Raw genomic sequence first — 23902 nt, forward strand, 5'->3', positions numbered from 1 at the left:
AAACCTTATGCACCTTGTCTTTACATATTCCAAGAGGGCGACGGACAAACACCCGCTACAAGATTACCGAAAAAAATGGATCGTGAAGTGACACAGTCACTTCACGATCCATAACACTAAAGGTAATAGTGCAGCTTATGTTTCGTTCAAAGCACTCTGGAAACGGTGAAGGCAAGATGCACTTAAAGGGCGCTTCGGTTTTTCTTACTCATTTTTTCAAGATTGTCTATATCAGAGATGACCTTAACAATGGGTCATCTTTTTCTATAAGTTTTCGGATAATTGTGGCATAATAGGTTTTAACAATAATTAATTCGAGTAACGAAGAATCTAGGGGTGTTTTAGACGTGAAGACAGTTTTATCTTATTTATCTCCTTATAAGTGGCTTGTAGTTACTGCATTATTCTTAATGCTAATAGAACTTTCTGTAGAGCTTATTCAGCCACTATTAATAGGTACTATCATCGATGATGGAATACTAGCAAAGAACCAGCAATCGATTATTTTTTGGGGAAGTATTATGCTAGGCTGTTCGGCTATTGCATTTTTAGCAGGAATTATTAATACATATATTGCTTCTCATGTTGTACAAAGCTATGGATATGATATACGACAAGTACTTTTTAAAAAAATTCAATCGTTTACGATGGCAACTTTTTTAAAATTTCCTTCCTCAAGTTTAATCACACGATTAACAAATGATGTAACAATTACACAAAACCTTTTTTTCATGGGGTTACGCATTATGTTACGAGCTCCATTGATAGTTATTGGTAGTGTCGTAATGTCTTTCTTCGTCAATGCGTATTTAGCATTGTTCTTAGTAATTGGTGCACCTATTTTAGTCCTTTTTCTGTACTTTATGAGTCGAAAAGGGATGAAACATTTTGCAAAAGTACAAAAAAGTGTAGATCGAGTGACGCGTAAAGTACAAGAAAACTTGCAAGCAGTTCGATTAGTAAAAGCTTATTTACGTGGCCACTTTGAGTCGAAAAAATTTGCAGGAGTTGCAGATGTACTGAAAATGGATAATGTGAAGGCATTTAGAATTATGGAGTTAATATTACCAGTACTTCTATTTATCATGAACATAAGTTTAATGGCAGTTCTCTGGTTTGGTGCAAAAGAGATACAAGCAGGAGGAGCACAAATGGGGGAGCTTGTTGCAATTGTTAACTATGCAATGCGAATGACAGGTGCATTTTCTATGTTTTCCTTTATTATTGTCTTTTTCTCTCGAGCGAAAGCATCTGCAGAACGTATGGAAGAAGTATTAGTTGTGGAAGAAGGAATAGAAGAGATCAGTACTTATCCAGTCGATGCTCCTCCAGGAGTCGGGGAAATTGAGTTTCAACACGTATCCTTTCATTATCCAACAACAGATGCTCCTGTTTTAAAGGATGTATCCTTTACTGTTAAAGCTGGTTCCAAACTCGCGATAATGGGAGCGACTGGTTCTGGTAAATCCACGCTACTAAATTTAATTCCACGGTTTTTTGATGCAACAGAGGGAAACATTTTTATAGACGGAGTAGAAGTAAAAGAATGGCCATTAAAAGAACTTCGACAAGTAATTGGGCTAGTTCCACAACAATCGATCCTTTTTACAGGAAGTATTGAAGAAAATTTAGGTTGGGGTGACTCTACTGCAACGGAAGAGCTATTAAAAGAAGCTGCAAAACAAGCGCAAATTCACAACTCTATTGAGCAATTTCCAGATCAATACGAAACGAGAGTTGGTCAAAAAGGAGTTAATTTGTCAGGCGGGCAAAAGCAAAGATTATCCATTGCACGTGCATTAGTCCGTAAGCCAGAAATTTTATTGTTAGACGATAGTACAAGTGCGCTAGATGTTTCTACGGAAAATGCGTTGTGGGAAGCGTTAGAAGATGAACAAGCAACGATGCTAGTCATTACACAAAAAATAAGAACAGCTAAAGGTGCAGACCAAATTCTCTTACTGGAAGAAGGGGTTGTCTCCGCTTATGGCACGCATGATGAATTGATGGAGAGCTCTTCTTTATATAGAGAAATTGCAGAATCACAGCAGGAGGGTGATCATCATGTTGAACTTCATTCGTAAACCTTTTGGATATGAACCGATTGTAACGAGGGATGACTTAAAGAAAAGTAGTAAGAAGAAAGTGGAAAAAGCATCTGACTGGAAAAGCGTACTTGCGCGTATTTGGAAATTAGTAGACGAGCAACGGTTTTTATTAATCGTCGTGCTTTTATTAGTAGTTATAAGCTCTGCTCTAGCCTTGCTTGGTCCATATATGATTGGAATAATAATCGACGACTATATTACGAAAAGCCGATTTGCAGGTCTTTCGACAATGATTGGGATATTAATCGTTGTGTATGTCTTTTTGTCAATTGCAATGTATTTGCAAAATTATTGGATGATTGGCATTTCGCAGCAAACGATTTACAGACTACGAACCGGATTATTTAATCATCTACAAAGACTTCCAGTATCATTTTTTGATAAAAGACAACATGGTGAGCTAATGAGTCGGATGACGAATGATATTGAGAACGTTAGCCAAACGCTGAATTCATCTTTTATACAAGTATTTTCGAGTATCTTAACTTTAGTTGGAACTACTTTAGTTATGCTTCTCTTAAGTCCTTTATTGACAGCTATTACGCTAGTAATCGTTCCTTTTATGTATGTTGCGATGCGTTGGATTACGAGACGTACGTCGAAATTGTTCAAGGAGCAGCAGCAAGCAGTTGGTGAATTGAATGGAATGATTGAAGAAACGATTTCTGGTCAACGAATTGTCAAGGCATTTTCCCAGGAAAGTCGTATGCTAGAAGAGTTTTCAGTAAAGAGCGAACGACTGAAAAGAACGGGATTTTGGGCGCTGATTTACTCCGGTTTTATTCCAAAGGTGATGAACTTTCTAAATAATGTAAGCTTTACGCTTGTAGCAGCGGCAGGCGGTGTGTTGGCTTATTATGGTCAGGTAACGATTGGAGAAATTGTAATTTTCACAGAGTATGCACGTCAGTTTACTCGACCTCTAAATGACTTAGCAAACCAATTTAATACAGTACTTTCTGCAATCGCAGGGGCAGAGCGTGTTTTTGGGATTATGGATGAACGTGTAGAAATTGACGTAGCGGTGGATAACAAAGACTACAAAATAAAAGGAAATGTCACTTTTGAAAATGTGACATTCCGGTACAATCAAGAAGAGGAAACCCCAACAATTCAGCATGTTTCTTTCCATGTAGATGCAGGTAAAACTGCTGCTTTGGTCGGTGCAACTGGCGCAGGGAAAACAACCATTATGCAACTCCTTGCTCGTTTTTATGAAGTAAATGAAGGGCGTATTTTAATGGATGATATTCCAATGGACAACTTGCCAAGGCATACATTACGTAGTCAAACAGCCTTTGTATTACAAGATCCGTTTCTTTTTGAAATGAATGTTAGAGAGAATATTCGTTATGGGAAATTAAATGCAACAGATGAAGAAATAGTATATGCTGCAAAAGAAGCAAATGCACATGACTTTATTATGAAGCTACCTAATGGATATGATACGATATTAACAGCCGATGGAGGAGAGATTAGCCAAGGCCAAAAGCAGTTATTATCGATTGCTCGAGCACTCGTAGCAGATCCTGCTCTCCTATTACTGGATGAGGCAACGTCTAGTATTGATACAGTAACAGAACTAAAAATACAGGAAGCACTCGAACGATTAATGGAAGGTAGAACGAGCTTTGTTATTGCCCATCGATTAAATACTGTTCGAAAAGCAGATCTTGTATTTGTAATGGAAAATGGAGAGCTTATCGAATCAGGTTCCCAAGAAGAGTTGTTAAAACAAAAAGGTCGTTATTTCGAAATGGTGACAAGCACGAAGATTTAAGGAGGATATATGGATATATCAATTATGACTGTCTCGATTCCGTTAGATATAGAAACAATGGAAGAAATAAACGTACTAGTGCAAGAATCATTTCTTCAAGACAAAGTAAATTACATGTCAATATTAAGTGTCGATGAACTTTCTGATTATTATTTAAAAGGTTTTTGTGTGTTAGCATACGAAGACGAAACAGATAAATTAGTTGGAGTAGTGTCGGCTGTAGACCGGATAGCTACACTAGATTTTGAATGGAGTGCGGTTGTATTACCAAATGCTCGCAGGCAAGGTATAGGGGAGCATCTAGTGCAGGAGCTTGCGAAAAATTTAAAGCTTAGAGGAGCAGAAACAGAACTAGCATTGGTACCTGAAAATTCGGAAGCTGGTCAGCAGTTATTAAAGAAGTTTGGCTATGTACATGACTATTCAGAAATAACAATGGCAGTAAATGCAGTAGCAAATGAATCTTTTAATAAAGTACAAATCACCTCATATAATATGGAAGAGTCAGAGCTAATTGAGGTGTTAGTAAGTGCATTTGGTGACACAGAAGAAGAAGCAAGAGAAATGATTGTTTTTAATAATGAAACTCCTAATCGCAGACTAATGCTCGCGATAGTAGACAAGGAAGTTGTAGGTACTGTTGCTATCGTGGATGATTCCGATAAATTGTGGGTGACAGGGCTTGCAGTGCATAAAAAATCTCGAGGAAAAGGAATAGCAACTAGTCTATTAAATTGGTCGAAAAATGAAGCCCATCATTTAGGCAAGACGACTGTTTATCTAGATGTGGAAACAGACAATGATAAAGCATTATCTGTCTATAAAAAAGCAGGATTTAAAAAAACAAATCATACGGATTTCTATAGAAAAGGGTGACTTGACTGGGTCATTCTTTAAGATTGTAGACAAACTCGAAAGAAACGAGTTGTCTACAGTCTTTTTATTTAGGGTAGATCGGGTTTCCCGAAATTTCCCGATGGGCAACACTGAGCTGGCGCTTCTCCAGATCGATATAGGTTTACCTGCTTACGGTTATGGATGTATGTCTCAAGATAGCCATTCTAAAAAGATAATTATTGAATTTAAAAGGACATAGATATGTTAGTGGAGAATATGTTTACTATCTAATTAAAGGAGAGGATTTAAGTGAAAGAAAAATTATTAAGGATAGGTACTACATATATACCAGTTACTAATGTAGAATTCTCTGCCGAATGGTATGTAAGTAGATTAGGTGCAGAGTTAAGCTATAAAGACGATGACAAAGCAATTCTAAATTTTGCAAACCAAAGTATATTTCTAGTTAAATCTAAAGAAAATGAAAGCTCTAACTTCTACGATGTTTACGGAGAAGAACGATTTTCTTTGACTTTTGAGGTTAATGGGTTAAATGCTTTAGAAGCTATTCATAAAGATTTTATAGAAAAAGAAATAAAAGTTGGAGAAATTGAAAACAGGGGTCATACAGGGAGAAACTTTATTTTTTATGATTTAGATGCTAATAAATTTGATGTGTGGAGTGAATTAAGTACAATATTTAAAGAAAGATATCTTAGCTCAAATTAGAATAGCTGTAACCTGGAAGGGTGAGGGGAATTATGGGTTCAAGAATTATGCACTTGGTTATTGCTAATAGAATTGCAGAGAGTCTGACTATAGAAGATAGAACGTCATTTCTACTTGGAGGTATTGCTCCAGATGCTGTTTCAATTAAAGACTTATCACATTTCTTTGAAGGTGAAGTACAAGATTATTCTAGAAGCATTGATTATAAAGGATTTTTGCATAAATATAGTACGCAAGTAGAAAGTCATTATATATTAGGATATTTTACACATTTAATAGCTGATGATATATGGTTGAAAGGTTTTTATCTTCCTTGGTTGAAAAACAGATTGGAAGCCAAGAAAGAAACATTTAATTTTTACCATAATGATTTCCGGTTACTGAATGGAAAGTTATTAGAATACTATGGTTTTACAGATGAATTAAGAAAAATGCTAAAGTTTCTTCCTGCAATCCCTGATTTGCAAGAGGTAAAATCCAAAGATGTGGAAGAATTCATTCCTTATGTATTAGGCGATATGCAGTATGATAGGGAAGTAATAAATGAAAAACTTCATGTATTTACGTTTGATCAGATAATTGGTTATATAGAGACATCAGTTGATAAGGGGTTATTGAGTATAAAATCTGTACTTACTTAATATATTTTTAAATAGCAATCTTCAATTAAAAGGTATTTTTAGTAGAAGAAGCAAAATGAAAATAAATATAAGAACAAGCTCAGTTGAACTGAGCCTTTTGATCTTAATATACAAAGAACAACGAAGAGGACTGACACTTGAATTTATAAGTGTCAGTCCTCTTTGGTATTAGCTTTTATTGCCTGCAATTTTACAAAACGAAATATTTCTAACAAAAGCATATTTAGACTAACCCAAACTCCTCCAAAAACGTATCCAGCTACTACATCGCTTGGAAAATGATTATTAAAATAAATTTGACTGAGTCCTAAAAGAAATGAGACTCCTATAACAAAGAGAAACAAGCTTGTCTTCATCCATGTTATGTAAATATGTCGAGCCAAAAGAAAAGATGTAAAACCTAAAATAGTTACAGTAATAAGTGTTTGTTCACTTGGAAAGGACTCAGGTAAAAGACTGGGACCAACTCGAAGGAAAATTTCTGTTAATACTTCGGTTAAATAAGTACCACCAAGTAAAACGAATAGCAAAAAGGATACCTCCAACAAACGATTTTGCTTTTGGAACATAAGGAAAACAAATGTGATGAAAGAAATAGTGAAAAGCAGGTAATAAGAATCTAAATAAGAAAATCTTATCATCCAAACCTTCCAGCTTTCATCGAAAATAGAGTGTACGATAAAGGTAGTTATATTGTCAAAATCAGCAAACTCATGTGCTAAGAAGTCTTGAATTAAGCCTACCATCAAGAAGAAAAGTGTTAGAAACAAGATAAAAGAGAAAAGAAGTAGGAAACGAACCTTCCTTAACGATTGAAAAGTTTCGATCAACTTGTTCAGCAAAACAGAAATTGAAACATATAGCTTTTCGTGATATTTAGTTAATAAATAGTAGATTAAGGCGAGGATCACTAAGGTAATGCCTATGATTACTAGATACTTTGTAATTGTTTGGTGGTACTGTTCCCACTGGGGACCAAGAACTTTTCCCAGTGAAATAAATGTTGATGTCCATAAAAAAGCACCTGCATAAGCATATAAGGCATATGTTCGAAAAGGCATACGTGTAATGCCAGAGAAATAACCTGTTATATGACGAATACCAGGAATAAAGAATGCGATTACGAGTAGCTTCACTCCAAAACGTTCAAACCATAGTGACGTTTTCTTTAACTTTTCAGGACCAAAATGAATTCTGTGACCATGCTTTTCAAAAAAACGGGGTCCTAATTTCATACCTATCCAATAAGATAGTGTCATTCCAATTGAAGTGCCTATCCCAGCTGTTAAAATGCTTAGCATCCAACTATAATGCCCCTGGTAAATCATCAAACCAGCATAAGTCATAAGAACTTCCCCAGGCAAAGGGAGTGCAAGAAGTTCAAGGAAGAGTGAAATTCCAAGCACAAAGTATCCGTATTGATCCATTAAGTTTTGTATGAAGTGTGCCATGTTGCCCTCCCGGATTGTTTGTAAACTTGAAATAAACTGGTATTCAATAAGTCGTATGACAATTTGAATTAATGAATGAATTCATTATAAAGCAATAATCTCTTCTTTAACAATTGAAGTGATTTGAAATAATAAGAACATGTTGTTTTCATTCTCCGAACTGGATTAACAAACTCTAAACATACACTCCAAATTCTTTTCATAAACTTTCTATAAGATGAATGGGGAAGAGACCATTCAATCGAAAAGGAGAGATACTATTGGGTTTAATTGAACACCATGTAACAATGAAAATTACGAAGAAACGGTTGAATTCTTTACCTTTCACTTACGTAAGAAAGAAAGCACAAACAAGTTTGCAATGGATTATATTAAAAAAAGCAAGACCACCTAAGTTGAAATACATTCCTATTCCACCAAGGAAATAATTAATCATACGTCATTCTCTTTATGTGGATGACGTTTTTAATATATGGTGAAGTTTATAATGAAATAAGGAATAAATTGATTGAGGAGGTATTCAATTGAAAATTTATGCACATAGAGGGTCGGCAGGGACACATCCAGAAAATACGATAGCTTCTTTTAGAGCAACAGCAACACTACCAGTACATGGCGTTGAGTTAGATGTTCATATGACAAAGGATGGAGAACTTGTTGTTATTCATGATGAATCCATTAATCGCACATCAAATGGAAAAGGTTTTATCAAAGATATGACACTGGCGGAACTAAAAAGTTATGATTTTGGCGAATGGTTTTCTACTAAGTTTAAAGGGGAAAAGATTCCTACTCTTAGAGAAGTACTTTACGTTTTTAAAGATACGCATCATCATTTGAATATTGAATTGAAATCGGATGTTTTCCCGTACGTGGGAATGGAAGATAAAGTCCTTCAGATGTTAAAGGAATATAGATTAGAGAGCAGAGTTGTTATTTCTTCTTTCAACCATGAAATGGTAAGCAACTTTAAAATGCAGGCTCCACAAATTGAAACGGCTATTTTATTTATGGAAGTAATGATAAGACCTGAAGAGTATGCAAGTATAGTTGGAGCAGATGCATTACATGCGTTTTTTCCGACGGCATTTAGAGCAATGGGGAAAGAAGCTATAGCTAGTGGAAGGCAATTTCGCGTGTTCACTGTAAATGACGAAATCTATGCGAATAAGCTAAAAGAAATTGGTGTCCACGCGATTTTTACAGATTTTCCTGAAAGAATGTACCAATTTTTGAATCGAAGAATATAAAGAGCAACTAGAATTATTTGAAGTCACATGTGTTGGGTAACTAAAATTATCCACCAATTTACTAGTTAATTTGTTAATAAAACACTAGGCACTCTGTATATTGCCGTTTTTGGATTGGGATGCATTGGACTGAACGATCACTATACCATTACCGAGATTTCTGGATGCTTAGGGATATGACTTTATCGCATCCCTAAGCATTTTTTCTGGTAATAGTGTGGTAGTCATTCGTCCGTTGCTCTAAATACACACAAATAAGGGAAGTGTCAAATCTTTTGAGAATCAAAAACTAGGCTTCCTTCCTATACATACAAACAGCGGCCAAAAATGCAATTTTTGTTGCTTAGCTCTTCTCTACTCTAATGTGTTTCTGCCTTTTCGATTTTAAAGCAAGTGTAACTTTCTTACACAACACTTCCTTACGATTTAGTAAACCTTTTAAAAGAATAAAGTTAGAAGTAGAAATTGTGGATGATGCACCAGCTGTTAAAATCTTCACCCCAAGTAGTTAAAGTAAAAGAGGGCAATTGGACTGGTATATTAAAAAGAAAATGAGAAATTCCTCATTAAACTTTCATTAACTTCTTAAAAAAGCTTCGGTAACTTTTCATAAGCAACTGTCAGAATAGAGATTGTAAGAAAGCTTCACAATAATTTTTAGGAGGAATATAGATGAAAAAGAAAATGATTATCCCTGCATTAGCAGCAACCCTGATTGGAGGAGCGGTTGCAGGTAATAGCTTATTCTCTACGGCTTTTGCGAGTGGCAAAGCACCAGTAACGAGTCAAGTGGAAGATCAAAAAGACGATGACAATATTGCTGAACTTCAAGCAAAGACAAAATTAACTTTAGATGAAGCACAAGTAATTGCACTAAACAAAGTGGCGGGTACTGTAAAAGACTCTGAGTTAGAAGATGAAGACGGCATAGTAGTTTACAGCTTTGAAATTAAAACGACTGCTGGTGACGTAAATGATGTAAAAGTTAATGCAGAAAATGGAGAAATCGTTAAAGTCGAAAATGATGCAAAAGACGATGAAAATGGAACTGAAGAAGGAAAAGATGGTGAAGAAAATGACGATAACATCGCAGATCTTCAAGCAAAAGCAAAACTGACTTCAGATGAAGCACAGGTAATTGCATTAAAAGAAGTACCTGGAACTGTTAATAAATCTGAACTAGAAGATGAAGATGGCGTAGTGGTTTACGGATTTGAAGTAAAAACTGCTTCTGGTGATGTGAAAGACGTGAAAGTGGACGCTGCTTCAGGAAAAATTGTAAAAGTCGAATCGGATAGTGAAAGCGAAGGTAAAGAAGGAAAAGAATAATTGCAGATTCTAAAAGGAAAGGGTGGGGTGGACCCATCCTTTCCTTTTCTTCTTTAAACATTTATTAGAAGGAGGTACAACATGATTCAAACGAGGGATTTAACAATGGAATACCCGAATGGATTCACTGCGGTTAATCGATTAAGTTTACATGTAAAAGAAGGAGACATATATGGTTTTTTAGGTCCGAATGGTGCTGGTAAAACAACGACTATTCGTATGTTAGATGGTCTATTAAAGCCAACGGCCGGGGAAGTTCTAATTCAAGGGAAAAGTGTTATACGGAACGAACGGGAAATTAGAAAAATGATAGGTGTATTACCGGAGTCGCATGGCTACTATAACTGGATGACAGGAGCAGAATATTTACTATTCTTTGCACAACTATATGGAGTGAGTAAAAGTAAACAAAAAGAGCGAGTAGAAACAGTACTTCATCTAGTTGGTATGACAAGTAAAGCAAATATCCCTATTGGACAATATTCTCGAGGGATGCGACAACGAATCGGTATTGCAAAGACCATTATTCATGAACCCGTAATAATATTTTTAGACGAACCTACACTTGGTTTAGATCCTCAAGGACAAAGAGATATTCAAATGATTTTACATGATTTAAATAAAAAACATGGGGTTACGATTTTCATCACTTCTCATCTGCTCAAAGAAATCTCCGAAATATGTAATCGTGTGGCTATTGTTAAAGAAGGGAATTTAATAGAAGAAGATTATTTAGATTCACTTTTGAACAAATATGGACCAATGAAAGCAGACACAACGGAACAGATTACTTTGGAAGAGGTATTCTTTTACCTTACAGATCAAGAAGATAAGGAGATACATCTATGATAGCGGCGCTTATCCGAAAAGAAATAAAAGAAAATGTCTTTTCTAAAAAAAGTCTGTGGATATATTTTGCTGTGACCATTTTATTTAGTGGTCTTGCATTAAGTTTTGTCTCTGTGAAAGAACTAAATTTACTTGCTCAAGTAGAAGTAAATATGACTTTCATGAAAGTAGTCTTAGGTATTAGTATTTTAGTAACGATCATTATTGGATCGAATATGTATGCAGGAGAAAGAGAAAGAGAAACGCTTGAAAGTCTTTTATTATCCCCATTGTCTAGAGTACAAATTACGTTTGGAAAATTAGTAGGTTTGCTATTATTTTGGTTCATCATTTCTTTACTATCTCTTCCTTACTTTTACGCACTAGCTATGGGTACAGATATATTTATGAAAGCAGTTGTGTTTCTTTATTTCATATGTTTTCCATTAGTCATTGGATTTTCTGCATTATCTCTAGGGTTTTCTGCAATTCTTTCATCTACGAAGAGTTCTACACTTTTAGCGTTTGTCTTATTTTTAGTAACGGCAATTCCAATGTTCTTATCAACAACGATGAAAAAAAGTGGATTTGCGCATATTGTTGACACAATTAGTCCATTATCACGATCAATGCTTACGTTAAAGGATTACTTTGTAAATCGCCTCGGCTTCATGGTATTGATGGTAGATTTACTACCGGTACTCATCTTCTTAATAATAAGTATTGCGATATTGTTGTTTGCAAACAATAAAATCACGCTTAAAGGAGGAGAATAGAATGAAAAAAATATGCATTTCTTTGGCATTCCTCTTCTCTTTTATAGTAATGCAAACAAGTGGAGTCGTATCCGCATCAGATACAGTTGATATTAAGATCCTTTCACCCGATGCAGTGGAAAATTATCCAGGTCTTGAAACGACAGTGCAAGTCGAAATTACCAATCTTTCGAACAAAGAACTGAAGAATACGATGGCTTACATTACAATGGCAGATATCGGGAAACATATGACAGTAAATTTAGAGGACTACGGTGCAGATGTACCCGTTTTACTGGATACTTTAAAGCCACAGCAATCTGTGAAGGTCGAATTACCAATTCGTTTTGTGTATACAAGTAAATATAAGTTGTATGTAACCGTAAGTAGTGACGATGATCAACAAATTCATTCTAGTGAGTCAATTCCCGTTCATATTTTAGGAAATACGAAAATTGATCCACTTATTGTGCAAATTGTATCGATCGCGATGCCAGTAATATTGCTCCTTTTGTTATTTTTCGTAAGAGCAAGAAAAAAACAATAAAGAAATTTGTCTGTCCTACCATTGTTCGATAACATATAGATAACCTTATTCGTGGGAGTGTTCATATTGAGAAAAGTATTAATCATTGAAGATGAAGAAAGTATTACAGAGTTTCTGGAGTTAGAACTTAAACACGAAGGTTTTGATGTAACGGTTATCCATGATGGTAGAGATGGATTAGAAGCTGCGTTAATTCATCATTTTGACCTTATTCTTTTAGATTTAATGCTTCCTCACTTAAATGGAATAGAAGTTTGTAGAAGAATTCGAGTGGCGAAAGAAACACCGATTATCATGCTCACTGCAAGAGATAGCGTAATGGACCGTGTAATGGGTTTGGATGTTGGAGCAGACGATTATATGTCAAAGCCTTTTTCGATTGAAGAATTATTAGCAAGGATGCGAGTAATTTTTCGCCGAAATGAACGACATGAAGAAGATATTGTGAAATATCTGAAATTCAAGGAAATTGAAGTCGATACTATTTCACGTACAGTTTTGAAAGGCAATGAAGAGGTTCCTTTGACAAAGAGAGAATATGAACTTCTTTTAATGTTTTTACAAAATGTAAATCGTGTCCTTCCACGTGAATTAATTCTCGAGAAGATATGGGGATATGAAACAGAGGTAGAAACGAATGTGGTAGATGTGTATGTAAGGTATTTGCGAAACAAAATTAATATAGATGATGACAACTATATCCACTCTGTCCGTGGAGTAGGTTATGTGATGAAATGATGAAAAAGTTAAAGCTAAAGTGGAAGATTGTTTTATGGGCAACTGCGTTTATGATCGGTTTGTTTGTTTCTTATAATATCTTGCAATATTTTGTGATAAACAGTTGGATGATTCATTATGAAGAACAATCTGTCGAAAAAAAGATGACAACTATTCAAAACTATTATTCCAATCAGAAACTATCTAGTCAGCTTATTAAGGAAAATGAAACGTTTGTTAAATCCATTAATGAGAAGTCGGAGACAATCCGTATATTGGATAAAGAGGGGCAAAGTATAATAGCAGTGAGTGAAGAAGAATTATTGCAAATTCCTTCACATTTGGTCCAAAATGAACAGTTTGAGTTGGTAAAATCGGATGATGACCGTCTTCTAATTTACCGAAAACCATTAGTCAGCACAAGTTTTGTAGGAACAATTGAAATAGTACGGAACATGGAGATTTTCGATGGTCTAATAAGTCAATTTGGCTTTGTTATGTTTTTGTCAGGGATTGGTGCAGTTTTCTTAAGTTTAATGGGGGCATTTTTTCTTTCCAAACAAATAGTTAGTCCAATTCAAGATATTTCCAAGACACTTGCCAGAATTAAAAAATTCGGTTTAGAAGAAAGAGTAAATGTACAGCCGACAAAAGACGAAATTTCTGAATTAGCAATCCACTTTAATGAGCTGATGGATCAATTAGAAACTTCTTTCAATCAGCAAAAACAATTTGTAGAAAATGCCTCCCATGAATTGAGGACCCCAATATCTGTTTTGAATGGAAACTTAATGATGTTGAACAGATGGGGAAAAGACGACATGGAAGTGTTAAATAAATCATTAGCATCTTCCTTAAAAGAAGTAGATCGCATGGACAAATTGGTGAAGGATTTATTAGAGCTATCTAGACTCGATTCTGAAAAAACAGTAGATATTGCGTTTCCTTTGATTAGTCCAAAAAAGATTATCGAAAAAGTTGTAAGCGATTTTGAAATTACTCATCCTGAATTTGATTTTTCTTTTCAATTATATGATGACACTCCTCTTGCAATAAGAGAGGGGCATTTAGAACAACTTCTTACTATCTTAATCGATAATTCAATAAAATATTCCAAGGATGATAAAAGAGTGAACATATATTATCGTCAGCGGAAATTGAGTGTTCAAGACTTTGGAATCGGAATTTCAGAAGAGAATGTTCCCCACGTTACAGATCGATTTTATCGAGTGGAAAAGTCGCGCAATCGGAAAAAAGGTGGATATGGGATTGGTCTTTCTATTGCTCAAAAGTTGATGGACTCTTATAGAGGTAGTTTAGTGATTGAAAGTCAGTTAGATCATGGTACTACTGTTACACTTCAATTTCCAAGATCTCTCTGAACAAATAAATAACGCAAACTATTAGCAAAACTTTTAGTAGTCGAAGATAATTACCTAGTAAAGAATGTACAAGGGGTTACCAATTGAAATAGAAGGAGGTTCTATATGCGTATTAAAACAAGACTTATTCTTGTGACTTCAATTTTAGTATTTTCAATCATGGCTGTTGGCGGATTTAGTACATGGTCTTTATCTAAAATAGTCTCAAAGGATAATGACTTAAATAAACTGATGGAAATAAAAGTTATCTCTAAGCAAATTCAGTATCGACTTGCTGGTCTTTCTAATGATGAGCGAGCACTACTCTTGACGGGTGACCAATCGTATGCAAAGCAAATGGAAGAAAAATCAAAGGATATTGAAAACGAACTTGATAAATTAAGTGGTTTTACAATTATATCTTCAGAGCAAACGACTATTAATGAGATGAAGAAAAACTACGAAGAATTTTGGAAGCAAAGTCAGTTAGTGATTCAAAATAGTGCAATCAATCCTAAGAAATCGGAAGAAATCCATTTTGGGGAAGGACGTAGAATTCGTAAAGATGTACTCGATCCTTCTTTTGAGAGTTTAATTGAACAATTAAATCAACAAACGAAAGAAGCAAGCTCTAGTTTGAAATTACAATCTAAATTAAGTCAAATAATTTTATTGGGAGTTTCTGTAGTAGCTACAGTAGTTGGACTCATTTTAGGCGTATTACTTTTAAAATCAATTTTAATGCCTTTACGCCAGTTGAAAGATCAGATGACTGATATTGCTAATGGTAACGGGGATTTAACTAAAACAATCCATGTGAAAAACATGGACGAATTAGGGGAAGTTGCTACTTCGTTTAACCAATTTATTTCTTCGTTAAGAAAGATGATCACACATATTAGCTCTTCATCCGAACGAGCAGCAGAATCCTCGGAAGAATTTTCAGCTATTGCGGAACAATCCAAATTAACTTCCAATCAAATTGCAGAAAGTATACATAATATATCCATTAGCATGGACAATCAATCTAATATTTTGAGCGAAAGTTCAATTGCAGTAGAGCATTCATTGCAAAGATTGAAAAGTATGACACTCCATACATCGGAAGTTTCAGAGGAAACGAATGAAGTTAGCATTCAAGCGGATAATGGAGAAAGGTCTGTAGAGGAGATGGTTTCTTCTATGGAAGTAATTCATCAATCGGTGGATGATACAGATAAAAGAATTATTTCACTTGCAGAAGATGCAGTGAAAATTGGTGAAATTACAACATTTATTGACGATATTGCAAATCAAACAAATCTCCTCGCTTTAAATGCAGCAATTGAAGCTGCTAGAGCAGGAGAGCATGGAAAAGGTTTTGCTGTTGTTGCCGAAGAAGTGCGAAAATTAGCTGAACAATCAAGTGGATCCACAAATGAAATCCGAGCACTAATCACTCGTATTCAAGAGACAACAAATGCAACCGTTCAAACAATTGATAAGGTTAAACTAAACGTCAGTAGTGGAATCCAATTATCATCCGCTACATCCGTTCAATTTAAAGAAATTATACAAGCCATCTCGCATGTATCCGGAAAAGTGCAAGAAATAGCTGCTGCAACAGAACAATTAACAGTTGATTTCACGATGGTAACACAAAAGTATGATAAGGTTTCCTTACAATTCAAGGAAAACTCCGAAAGCACACATGAGGTGGCGGGAGCAACAGAAGAACAGCTCGCTTCCATGGAAGAAATTCAAACTACTGCACAAACATTAACGACCGTTGCTGATTCGCTTAATGAGATGGTTCATCGCTTTAAAATATAATTCATTCAACTTGAAACAGCAGGGAGTTCAAATTCCCAACTGTTTCAAGTTAAGCCAATGGGGAGGTTACAAACTTTCTCGTGAAATTTGGGATTGATATTCATGATAGCTCGCTCCATCCGAGGCGGATATTTGTAGGTAATTATTCATGGTATAATTTATTACATTTCCGACAGTAAGAACTTTCACCAAAGAATCGAATACACAAACAACTAACTTTTTGAAACAACACTTTTCAATAGGAAAATAAAGAGGACTGATACTCGTTTTATTGGTATCAGTCCTCCTTCTTATTAGATTTCATAGATTGTAGTTTTACAAAACGGAATATTTCTAAAAGAACCATATTTAAACTAACCCAAACTCCTCCAAAAACATAACCTCAATATCCTTTTCATAAATTTGTTATAAGAGCAACTTTAAAATGCAGGCTCTTCAAATCGAAATGACTATTTTATTTATGGAAGTAATGATAAGGCCTGATGAATATGCAAATATAGTTGGAGCAGATGCATTACATGCGTTTTTTCCTACCGCTTTTAGAGCAATGGGGAAAGAAGCTATAGCTAGTGGAAGACAATTTCGTGTTTTCACTGTGAATGACGAAATGTATGCGAATATGCTACAAGAAATTGGTATCCACAAAATTTTTACATTTTTTTGGAAGAATGTGCCAATTTTTCAACCGAAGAATCCAATAAATAGAGGTAAAGAAGCATACTAAAATGTGTAGAGATGGCCAAATTTTTGGTTAAGGCTATTCATATTAGTATGTTTTTTTGTTCGTTATTTTAAAGAAGTTAGGAACTAAGTTTAGAATTATAAAAATATTAATTATAAATAGATCCAAAAGTCTTGCTTTTTTTGCTATAATAAAGGTACTTATGTACGATGAATATAAAATAACGCGGACCATTTGTCACGCATAAAGTGAAAGAAGAGAAATGTATCGCTAATTTTGGTATCAAATAAATAACTTTTTTAGCTCAAATAATTTATTCATATACCCTAGAAATATGGGGATTTACAGATATCTTGTGAGAATAAATAATTGGACGTTCTTAATTATGTAAAAAGCTTAACTATAAAGTGGGGGTAAAGAGATGTTAAAAGGAAATGTTCTAATGGTACTATTGGCGGGTACTACAGTTGCAATATCGATTATTGTATTTGTTCTACATCAAGTGTTTGGGTTTTTAGCTGATTATCATTCCCTTTTGGGTGTTCAGCCTTATACAGGGGGAATAATTGCACTAATGTATGTGTTAATGGGGATTCCAATCATCTTATTGGTAATTTCTGTTTATTTATATTTAAAAAATAAAAGACATCCATTATTGCAGACGTTTATCACTTTAGCACTTACTTTTGGCTCCATTGCAATTATTGCAGGTGGAAATGGTCTTATCGAATATCATTTCTCCATTTTTATGGTTCTAGCAGTGATCGCTTTTTTTGGTTCTATCAAACAAGTATTATTAAGTACAATAATATTTGCAACACATCATTTAGCAGGGTTCTTTTTATTTCCGCAGATATTGTGTGGATCTACGGAATATCGATTTTCCCTCTTGTTGATTCATGCTATATTTTTAATATTTGTTAGTGTGGCAAATATCGCTTTAATTATTCAGAAAAATAATTTGGAAGTGGAAAAAGAAGGGGAACGTGAAAAAAACAATAATCTAAGAAAGAATTCTGTCATACATACTTTAATGATGACAATCGAAAATTTACAGAACACATCCAAAGAAATAGCTGTGGGTTCAAGTGAATCGAATAGTGAAACAAAAAATATACAAAAATCTATCCAGATACTGAGTCAAGCAATGGAAGAAGAAGTAAGAGATGCAGAAAGAAGCAAACATCAAATTGAAACATTGACTCTTGATTTAACACAAGTACGAAGCTTAGCTGAAGAAAGTAGGGACAAATCAAAGCATGTTTCTAAAAATGCCATGATTGGAAAAGGGTTAATGGAAGAAACTCAAATTCAGTTTCATAGAACACAAGAGATGGTAAATATTTTAGCGGATAGATTAGCTGTTTATCAAAATGAAGTAGAGGAAATAAGTACACTCGCTTCATCCATTACTAGTATTTCGGACCAAACAAAGCTACTATCTTTAAATGCTTCTATTGAAGCGGCAAGAGCAGGGGAATATGGAGCTGGATTTGCAGTTGTAGCAAACGAAGTCGGAAAGCTTGCTACACAATCAGAAGGTACTTCTTCAGAAATACAACAAGTGGTCTTGAAAATAAGTAATGATTCAGGAGTAATACTAAAAGATCTTGAAAAAGTGCTTAATGAACTTAAAATTAGTAGAGATTATATGGATAAATCAGAACTGACATTTCATGAAATAACAGAGGAAACAATAGCTACAACCAAATATTTAAGCGATTCAGCTAAATATATTGCTAAAGTAGATGAATCCTCTCAAGAGTTACTGACTAATATTCACCGAATCAATGAAGCATTAACAGTAAGTAAAGAAAATGTTCATCAAATTTCAGCGGCTACAGAAGGACAATTAGATTCCTTTGAAGCACTAGTAAACTTATCGGTTTCTTTGCAAAACCTATCAGAAGAAATAAGTAAAGTTAATCTGGATATGCAAGCAGATTAACTAAAAGAGGATATCTCACTCGTCGATAATCAACTGACGGATGAGATATCCTGTATTTATTTTTTTAACAATAAATACATAAAATAAGGAGCACCGATTAATGCAACCATCACTCCAGCAGGAATTCCATTTGGTTCAACAATATTTCGACCAATTGTATCTGCAAAAAGTAATAGCCAGCCGCCAATTAATATAGCAATTGGTATAAACAATTGGTGTCTTGGACCAACTAATGATTTTGCAATATGCGGAGCCATTAATCCGATAAAAGCAATACCTCCCGTAACGGATACTGCGGATGCTGCAAGTGCAACAGCAGCAAGCAAGAGAGCGATTCTTTCTTTCTCAATAGATACCCCAACACCAACAGCTACAGGTTCACTTAATCCTAGAAGATTTAATTTATTTGCTTTATAAAAAGTGAAAGGGATAAGAACAATTAGCCATGGTAAAAGTGCTAATATAAATGGCCAATCGGAGCCCCAAATGTTACCAACTAACCATTTTGCGATAAAATCTACTTTTTGACGCTCTGCTGATGAAATAAGCACAATCATCAAGCCGGATAATGCCATGGAAAAACCAATACCGACAAGTATTAAGCGGACTGGCTGTAAGCCTACTTTTCGATTATAAGATAGGATATAAATAAAAAATGCAGTAAGTAAAGCTCCAAAAAACGCAACAATAGGAAGCAAGTATACAAAAGAACCTGGCTGTATAGGGAAAAATAAGAAGAATAAAGCTATTGCAACTCCAGCTCCAGCATTTATCCCAATAATTCCTGGGTCAGCCAAATCATTGCGTGTAATGCCTTGTAAGATTGCACCCGATAGAGCCAATGCCATTCCTGCAAGAAATGTAATAATAATGCGTGGTAAGCGAACCGAAAATAAAACAAATTCTTCTTTAAATGTACCATTACCTAATATAGTCGGTAATAAGCGATCGAAAGATAAGGAAGAATAACCAATTCCGGCACTAATAAATGCAGTTAAGACAATTAGTGCAAGTAAAATTAGTAGGAGTATACGTTGTTTTTTTAATAGCCGAGATTGGATCATTGGAATACACTTCCTCCTTTACGCACAATGAGAAGGAAGAAAGGTAGTCCCATTATTGCAATGATCGCTGCAACGGGAGTTTCATAAGGAATGTTAATAGTACGTCCAAGTGTGTCAGCGATTAGCATCATAATAGCGCCTACAACAACTGACATTGGAATGATAAATCGATAATCAGTTCCAACAACAGCTCTGACGATATGGGGTACCATTAACCCAACGAAAGCCATATTACCGACAATTGCTACAGATGCTCCAGCTAGTAATATAACTACAATAAAAAGAATCATCTTAATTTGAGAGGTTTTCTGACCAAGTCCAACAGCAACCTCTTCATTTAAACTCAAAATAGTAAGCTGTCTAGAGAGTAACAGAGCAACAAATATACCAATACCGATAAAAGGACTAATAATTGCTAACTGCTTCCAAGAGGTGCCGATTAAACCACCTGCCGTCCACATGGAGACATCTTTTGAAACTTTAAAATAAATTCCAACACCATCCGCAATTGCATATAGAAAAGCAGATACAGCAGCTCCAGCAAGTACAATTCGTAATGGAGAGAAGCCTCCTTTTTTCGCAGCGCTAATGCTGAACACCATAATAGCTCCTACAGCGGCTCCAATAAAGCACGCAATCGTAATGCCTAAATAGTTGGAAACAGGCAGAAGTGCAATCGTTATAGCAAGTGCAGCATTTGCTCCAGAAGTAAGTCCAAGTAAGCCTGGATCTGCCAAAGGATTGCGCGTTATTCCTTGCATAATAGCTCCTGATACAGCAAGTGCTGCACCAACGATAATTGCTGCGACTTCTCGTGGTAAACGAATTTCTCGAAGAATATTGATTTGATCATTTTTCAAATTTGAAAACATTGCTTGCCATAAATCCTGAATCGATGTTTGAGCTGCCCCAAATACCATAGCGACGATAAACATAGCGAATAGTAAAACCAAACCGAAAATGAATTTTTTACTGAAATGTGCAGAAGTTTTCATATTACGTTCCTTTCTTCATGAAGAAAAAGGAATTCTTCAATCGAATTCCTCCTCAATCATTACTTACTGTTTAAAAAGTGATCTTTGAAGAAATCAAGTTGGTAGTCTAATGAGATTGGATCATTAAAATAAAATTCCTTCGCATTTGCTTCAAATACTCGATTATTTTTCACTGCAGGAATACTTTTGTAAACATCTGTATCTTGGAAAGAGTTATCTTGATCGGACGATTTACTGAAAATAACATAATCACCAGCAAATTGAGGTAGAACTTCTAAGGATAACGCATAATATCCATCGCTTAAAGCCATTTCTTTGACATTCTCAGGCATTGCTAGGCCCATCGCTTGATAAAGTACTTCTGTTCCACGCCCCCAGTTATCACCAAATACATATAATTGTTTGTCAAAGTTTTCAATGACTGAAACGGTAGCATCTTTGCCGATAACCCCTTTAATCTCTTCACCAGCAGATTTAGTACGTTCTTTAAAGTCATTAATCCAATCCTGTGCTTCTTTTTCTTTGTTTAATAGTTTTCCTATTTCTAAATGCTGTGTTAAATAATCTACTTTTCCATAAGTGAATGTAACTGTTGGTGCAATTTCTTTTAATTTATCTAAGTTTTGTGCGGTAGAAAGACCGATGATTAAATCCGGGTCTAGTTCAATAATTTTTTCCAAATTATCTTCTGATACTTCTTGGACACCAGATAAATAGCTATCATATCGTGGGTTTTGTTTAGACCAAGAATCTACGCCCACCATTTTAACGCCAAGAGCTGCTACATTGCCAGCATAAGAAGAAACGACAACTACACGTTTAGGATGTGCGGGAACTTCCACAGGACCCTCTTCAGACTGATAAGTAATTGTTGTTGGCTCTTCTTTTTCTTCTGTTGCTTTCGAGTCTGTTTTGGTATTCGTAGAATCATTACCACAAGCACCTAAAATTAGTACAAACAAAAATAATATGGGCATTAATAGTTTTTTCATCTTGTTATTCTCCTTTAAGTAAATTATATGTAATACACATTGGTTTATTTGTTCTTGGATCCACACCGATTTCAGCATCAATATTGAACACATTTTGTAATACTTCTTGCGTAATAACTTCGTGGCAGTTCCCAGCTTTAACAATTTCTCCGGCTTTTAATGCAATAATATTATCCGCAAAGCGTGCCGCTTGATTGAGGTCATGTAAAACCATGACAATAGTACGTTTTTCATCTTGGTTAAGTTTTTGAAGAAGTTCTAGTACTTCTAACTGATGAGCCATATCTAAATAAGTAGTTGGTTCATCTAAAAAGATAATTTCCGTTTCTTGAGCGAGAGCCATGGCAATCCAAACTCGCTGCCGTTGTCCACCGGATAAGGCATCGACCGGTGAGAATTTAAACTCGCTCGTACCAGTCACTTGGAGTGCCCATTCAATTACTTCAAAGTCCTTTTTTGTGAGCCTTCCGAAACCTGTTTGATAAGGAAATCGTCCGTAGGAAACAAGTTCACCAACAGTAAGCCCACTTGCACTTTCAGGAGTTTGAGGTAAGATAGCCATCTTTTTTGCAAGTTGTTTCGTATTTTCCTTTACAACATTTTTTCCATCGAGTACGACAGAACCAGACTGATGCGAAATGATACGTGTAATTGCTTTAAGCAGAGTAGATTTACCACAACCATTTGGTCCAATAATCGTAGTAATTTTTTGATCAGGTATTTCAACAGACAATTCTTTTACAATTAACCGATCACCATAGCCAATAGACAAATCATCTGTATATAGACGAACCATGTTATAAACCTCCATACTTATAGTTGCGTTAATAAATGATAACGATTATCATTATCATATGTAACTATATTTAATTTAATGATTGATGTCAACAATAACTTTTTTGTAGGAGACTAGAGAAAATGAAAAATATATTTGATGTGACGATTATTGGTGGAGGACCAGCAGGGCTTTACTCCGCTTTCTATAGTGGGTTGAGGGAAATGAAAACAAAAATTATTGAATATCAACCACAATTGGGTGGAAAAATTCATGTTTATCCGGAGAAGATGATTTGGGATGTTGGAGGACAAACGCCAATTTCAGGAGAAAAGTTAATTGGTCAATTAGTACAACAAGGGCTCACATTTGATCCAGAAGTAGTGTTAAATGAGAAAGTAGAATCTATTGCTAAAGATGAGAATGGAATTTTTGTATTACATACAGTTTCAGGCCAGAAGCACTATTCCAAAACCATCATAATAGCTGTTGGCAGTGGAATATTAAAACCAACGAAGCTTGAAATAGAAGGTGCAGAACGATTCGAAGTTGGGAATTTAAATTACACAGTAAAATCTTTACAACGTTTTAAAGGCAAAACAGTTATCATTTCAGGCGGAGGAAATGCAGCAATAGATTGGGCAAATGAGCTTGAGCCAATTGCCAAAAAAGTGTACTTAACCTATCGAAAAGACGCTTTAAATGGTCATGAGGCCCAAGTTACTCAACTATTAGAAAGCACAGTAACATGCTACTTCCATACGACTATTTCCAAACTCATAGCAAGTGAAAATCATGACGTTATTCAACATGTCGCATTAACAAACCATGAAACAGGGGAAATATCCTATTTAGATATAGATGAAGTGGTCATTAATCATGGGTATGAACAAGATGCGGACCTCTTAAAGAATAGTGAAACAAATATTGAAATTGCTGAAAACTTTTATGTAGCGGGCACTAGTTTGAGTGAATCTTCCGTTGAGGGTGTGTATGCTGCAGGAGATATTTTACAACATCCAGGTAAGCTGTATTTAATTGCAGGTACTTTCCACGATGCTGCAAATGCGGTCAATCGGGCAAAACAATATATTCAGCCAGAAGCAGATAGTATTGCAATGGTTTCGTCCCATAATGAAGTTTTTAAGGAAAGAAATAAAAAACTAATCAAACAACTTATCGAATAAAAGGTCGAGTTTGCGTGTGAGGCTTGGCAGTACGCATAATTCATTGGGCAGATGAATAGAGTTGGTGGAACCTGAAAAAATAGATAGCTTCTATTTGATAAATAAGCGCTGAGC

Annotated in this window: 22 protein-coding genes; 17 read left to right on the forward strand and 5 right to left on the reverse strand. The window is 35.2% G+C overall.

What is annotated here, in order from left to right:
- Positions 1 to 347: 347 nt before the first annotated feature.
- The 5 genes from ACEPXD_RS02715 (at position 348) to ACEPXD_RS02735 (ending at position 6095) form a co-directional block, all read left to right on the forward strand.
- Positions 348 to 2084: an ABC transporter ATP-binding protein gene (locus ACEPXD_RS02715; protein ID WP_391119713.1), complete on the forward strand. Its 1737-nt coding sequence runs from the start codon at positions 348 to 350 to the stop codon at positions 2082 to 2084.
- Entirely contained in the window at positions 2065 to 3888 is a 1824-nt protein-coding gene (locus ACEPXD_RS02720) for an ABC transporter ATP-binding protein (protein WP_391119715.1), read from the forward strand. Before ACEPXD_RS02715 ends, ACEPXD_RS02720 begins: the two co-directional genes overlap by 20 nt.
- Before the next feature lie 9 nt (positions 3889 to 3897).
- The gene (locus tag ACEPXD_RS02725) at positions 3898 to 4764 is read left to right on the forward strand and encodes a GNAT family N-acetyltransferase (protein WP_391119717.1); all 867 of its coding nucleotides are present in this window, start codon (positions 3898 to 3900) and stop codon (positions 4762 to 4764) included.
- Between the two features lie 270 nt (positions 4765 to 5034).
- Positions 5035 to 5454 carry a VOC family protein gene (locus ACEPXD_RS02730; RefSeq protein WP_391119719.1) on the forward strand — a complete coding sequence of 140 codons (420 nt, stop codon included), beginning with the start codon at positions 5035 to 5037 and terminating at the stop codon, positions 5452 to 5454.
- A 32-nt stretch (positions 5455 to 5486) separates the two neighbouring features.
- On the forward strand, positions 5487 to 6095 hold the full coding sequence (locus ACEPXD_RS02735; RefSeq protein WP_391119721.1) for a hydrolase: 609 nt from the start codon (positions 5487 to 5489) through the stop codon (positions 6093 to 6095).
- A 152-nt stretch (positions 6096 to 6247) separates the two neighbouring features.
- Here the strand turns inward: ACEPXD_RS02735 and ACEPXD_RS02740 are convergent, their stop codons facing one another.
- On the reverse strand, positions 6248 to 7546 hold the full coding sequence (locus tag ACEPXD_RS02740) for a VTT domain-containing protein (protein ID WP_391119722.1): 1299 nt from the start codon (positions 7544 to 7546) through the stop codon (positions 6248 to 6250).
- A 260-nt stretch (positions 7547 to 7806) separates the two neighbouring features.
- On the opposite strand from ACEPXD_RS02740, the gene ACEPXD_RS02745 reads away from it, so the two are divergent.
- The 11 genes from ACEPXD_RS02745 to ACEPXD_RS02795 all read left to right on the forward strand — a co-directional run bounded on the left by ACEPXD_RS02745 (position 7807) and on the right by ACEPXD_RS02795 (position 18775).
- A complete protein-coding gene (locus ACEPXD_RS02745; protein ID WP_192797445.1) occupies positions 7807 to 7974 on the forward strand; it encodes a hypothetical protein in 168 nt (55 codons plus the stop codon).
- 96 nt (positions 7975 to 8070) lie between these two features.
- On the forward strand, positions 8071 to 8796 hold the full coding sequence (locus ACEPXD_RS02750) for a glycerophosphodiester phosphodiesterase (RefSeq protein WP_391119724.1): 726 nt from the start codon (positions 8071 to 8073) through the stop codon (positions 8794 to 8796).
- A 672-nt stretch (positions 8797 to 9468) separates the two neighbouring features.
- Positions 9469 to 10125: a PepSY domain-containing protein gene (locus ACEPXD_RS02755; RefSeq protein ID WP_391119726.1), complete on the forward strand. Its 657-nt coding sequence runs from the start codon at positions 9469 to 9471 to the stop codon at positions 10123 to 10125.
- Positions 10126 to 10206: 81 nt separating this feature from the next.
- On the forward strand, positions 10207 to 10974 hold the full coding sequence (locus tag ACEPXD_RS02760) for an ABC transporter ATP-binding protein (RefSeq protein ID WP_391119727.1): 768 nt from the start codon (positions 10207 to 10209) through the stop codon (positions 10972 to 10974).
- The gene (locus tag ACEPXD_RS02765) at positions 10971 to 11729 is read left to right on the forward strand and encodes an ABC transporter permease (protein WP_391119729.1); all 759 of its coding nucleotides are present in this window, start codon (positions 10971 to 10973) and stop codon (positions 11727 to 11729) included. The genes ACEPXD_RS02760 and ACEPXD_RS02765 overlap by 4 nt, the downstream gene beginning before the upstream one ends.
- Before the next feature lies 1 nt (position 11730).
- Positions 11731 to 12255 carry a hypothetical protein gene (locus ACEPXD_RS02770; protein WP_391119731.1) on the forward strand — a complete coding sequence of 175 codons (525 nt, stop codon included), beginning with the start codon at positions 11731 to 11733 and terminating at the stop codon, positions 12253 to 12255.
- A 66-nt stretch (positions 12256 to 12321) separates the two neighbouring features.
- Entirely contained in the window at positions 12322 to 12993 is a 672-nt protein-coding gene (locus ACEPXD_RS02775) for a response regulator transcription factor (RefSeq protein ID WP_391119733.1), read from the forward strand.
- Entirely contained in the window at positions 12990 to 14354 is a 1365-nt protein-coding gene (locus tag ACEPXD_RS02780) for a sensor histidine kinase (protein WP_391119735.1), read from the forward strand. Before ACEPXD_RS02775 ends, ACEPXD_RS02780 begins: the two co-directional genes overlap by 4 nt.
- A 105-nt stretch (positions 14355 to 14459) precedes the next feature.
- Positions 14460 to 16145, forward strand: a complete 1686-nt coding sequence (locus ACEPXD_RS02785; RefSeq protein ID WP_391119737.1) for a methyl-accepting chemotaxis protein — start codon at positions 14460 to 14462, stop codon at positions 16143 to 16145.
- 424 nt (positions 16146 to 16569) lie between these two features.
- Positions 16570 to 16869 (forward strand): hypothetical protein, encoded by a 300-nt coding sequence (locus tag ACEPXD_RS02790; RefSeq protein WP_391119739.1) that lies wholly within the window; start codon positions 16570 to 16572, stop codon positions 16867 to 16869.
- A gap of 379 nt (positions 16870 to 17248) precedes the next feature.
- On the forward strand, positions 17249 to 18775 hold the full coding sequence (locus tag ACEPXD_RS02795) for a methyl-accepting chemotaxis protein (RefSeq protein WP_391119741.1): 1527 nt from the start codon (positions 17249 to 17251) through the stop codon (positions 18773 to 18775).
- A gap of 56 nt (positions 18776 to 18831) precedes the next feature.
- Here ACEPXD_RS02795 and ACEPXD_RS02800 read toward each other — a convergent pair whose 3' ends face one another.
- The 4 genes from ACEPXD_RS02800 to ACEPXD_RS02815 are packed head-to-tail and all read right to left on the reverse strand — an operon-like array spanning position 18832 to position 22622.
- Positions 18832 to 19839 (reverse strand): FecCD family ABC transporter permease, encoded by a 1008-nt coding sequence (locus tag ACEPXD_RS02800; protein WP_391119743.1) that lies wholly within the window; start codon positions 19837 to 19839, stop codon positions 18832 to 18834.
- Entirely contained in the window at positions 19836 to 20834 is a 999-nt protein-coding gene (locus tag ACEPXD_RS02805) for a FecCD family ABC transporter permease (RefSeq protein WP_391119745.1), read from the reverse strand. Before ACEPXD_RS02805 ends, ACEPXD_RS02800 begins: the two co-directional genes overlap by 4 nt.
- A 59-nt stretch (positions 20835 to 20893) precedes the next feature.
- Positions 20894 to 21826, reverse strand: a complete 933-nt coding sequence (locus ACEPXD_RS02810; RefSeq protein ID WP_391119747.1) for an iron-hydroxamate ABC transporter substrate-binding protein — start codon at positions 21824 to 21826, stop codon at positions 20894 to 20896.
- A 4-nt stretch (positions 21827 to 21830) separates the two neighbouring features.
- Complete coding sequence (locus ACEPXD_RS02815; protein WP_391119749.1) at positions 21831 to 22622, reverse strand: ABC transporter ATP-binding protein; 792 nt, start codon at positions 22620 to 22622, stop codon at positions 21831 to 21833.
- Positions 22623 to 22744: 122 nt separating this feature from the next.
- On the opposite strand from ACEPXD_RS02815, the gene ACEPXD_RS02820 reads away from it, so the two are divergent.
- Positions 22745 to 23788 carry an NAD(P)/FAD-dependent oxidoreductase gene (locus ACEPXD_RS02820; protein ID WP_391119751.1) on the forward strand — a complete coding sequence of 348 codons (1044 nt, stop codon included), beginning with the start codon at positions 22745 to 22747 and terminating at the stop codon, positions 23786 to 23788.
- Positions 23789 to 23902 lie beyond the last annotated feature (114 nt).

The sequence above is a fragment of the Psychrobacillus sp. L3 genome (assembly GCF_042945595.1).
Lineage (GTDB): Bacteria > Bacillota > Bacilli > Bacillales_A > Planococcaceae > Psychrobacillus.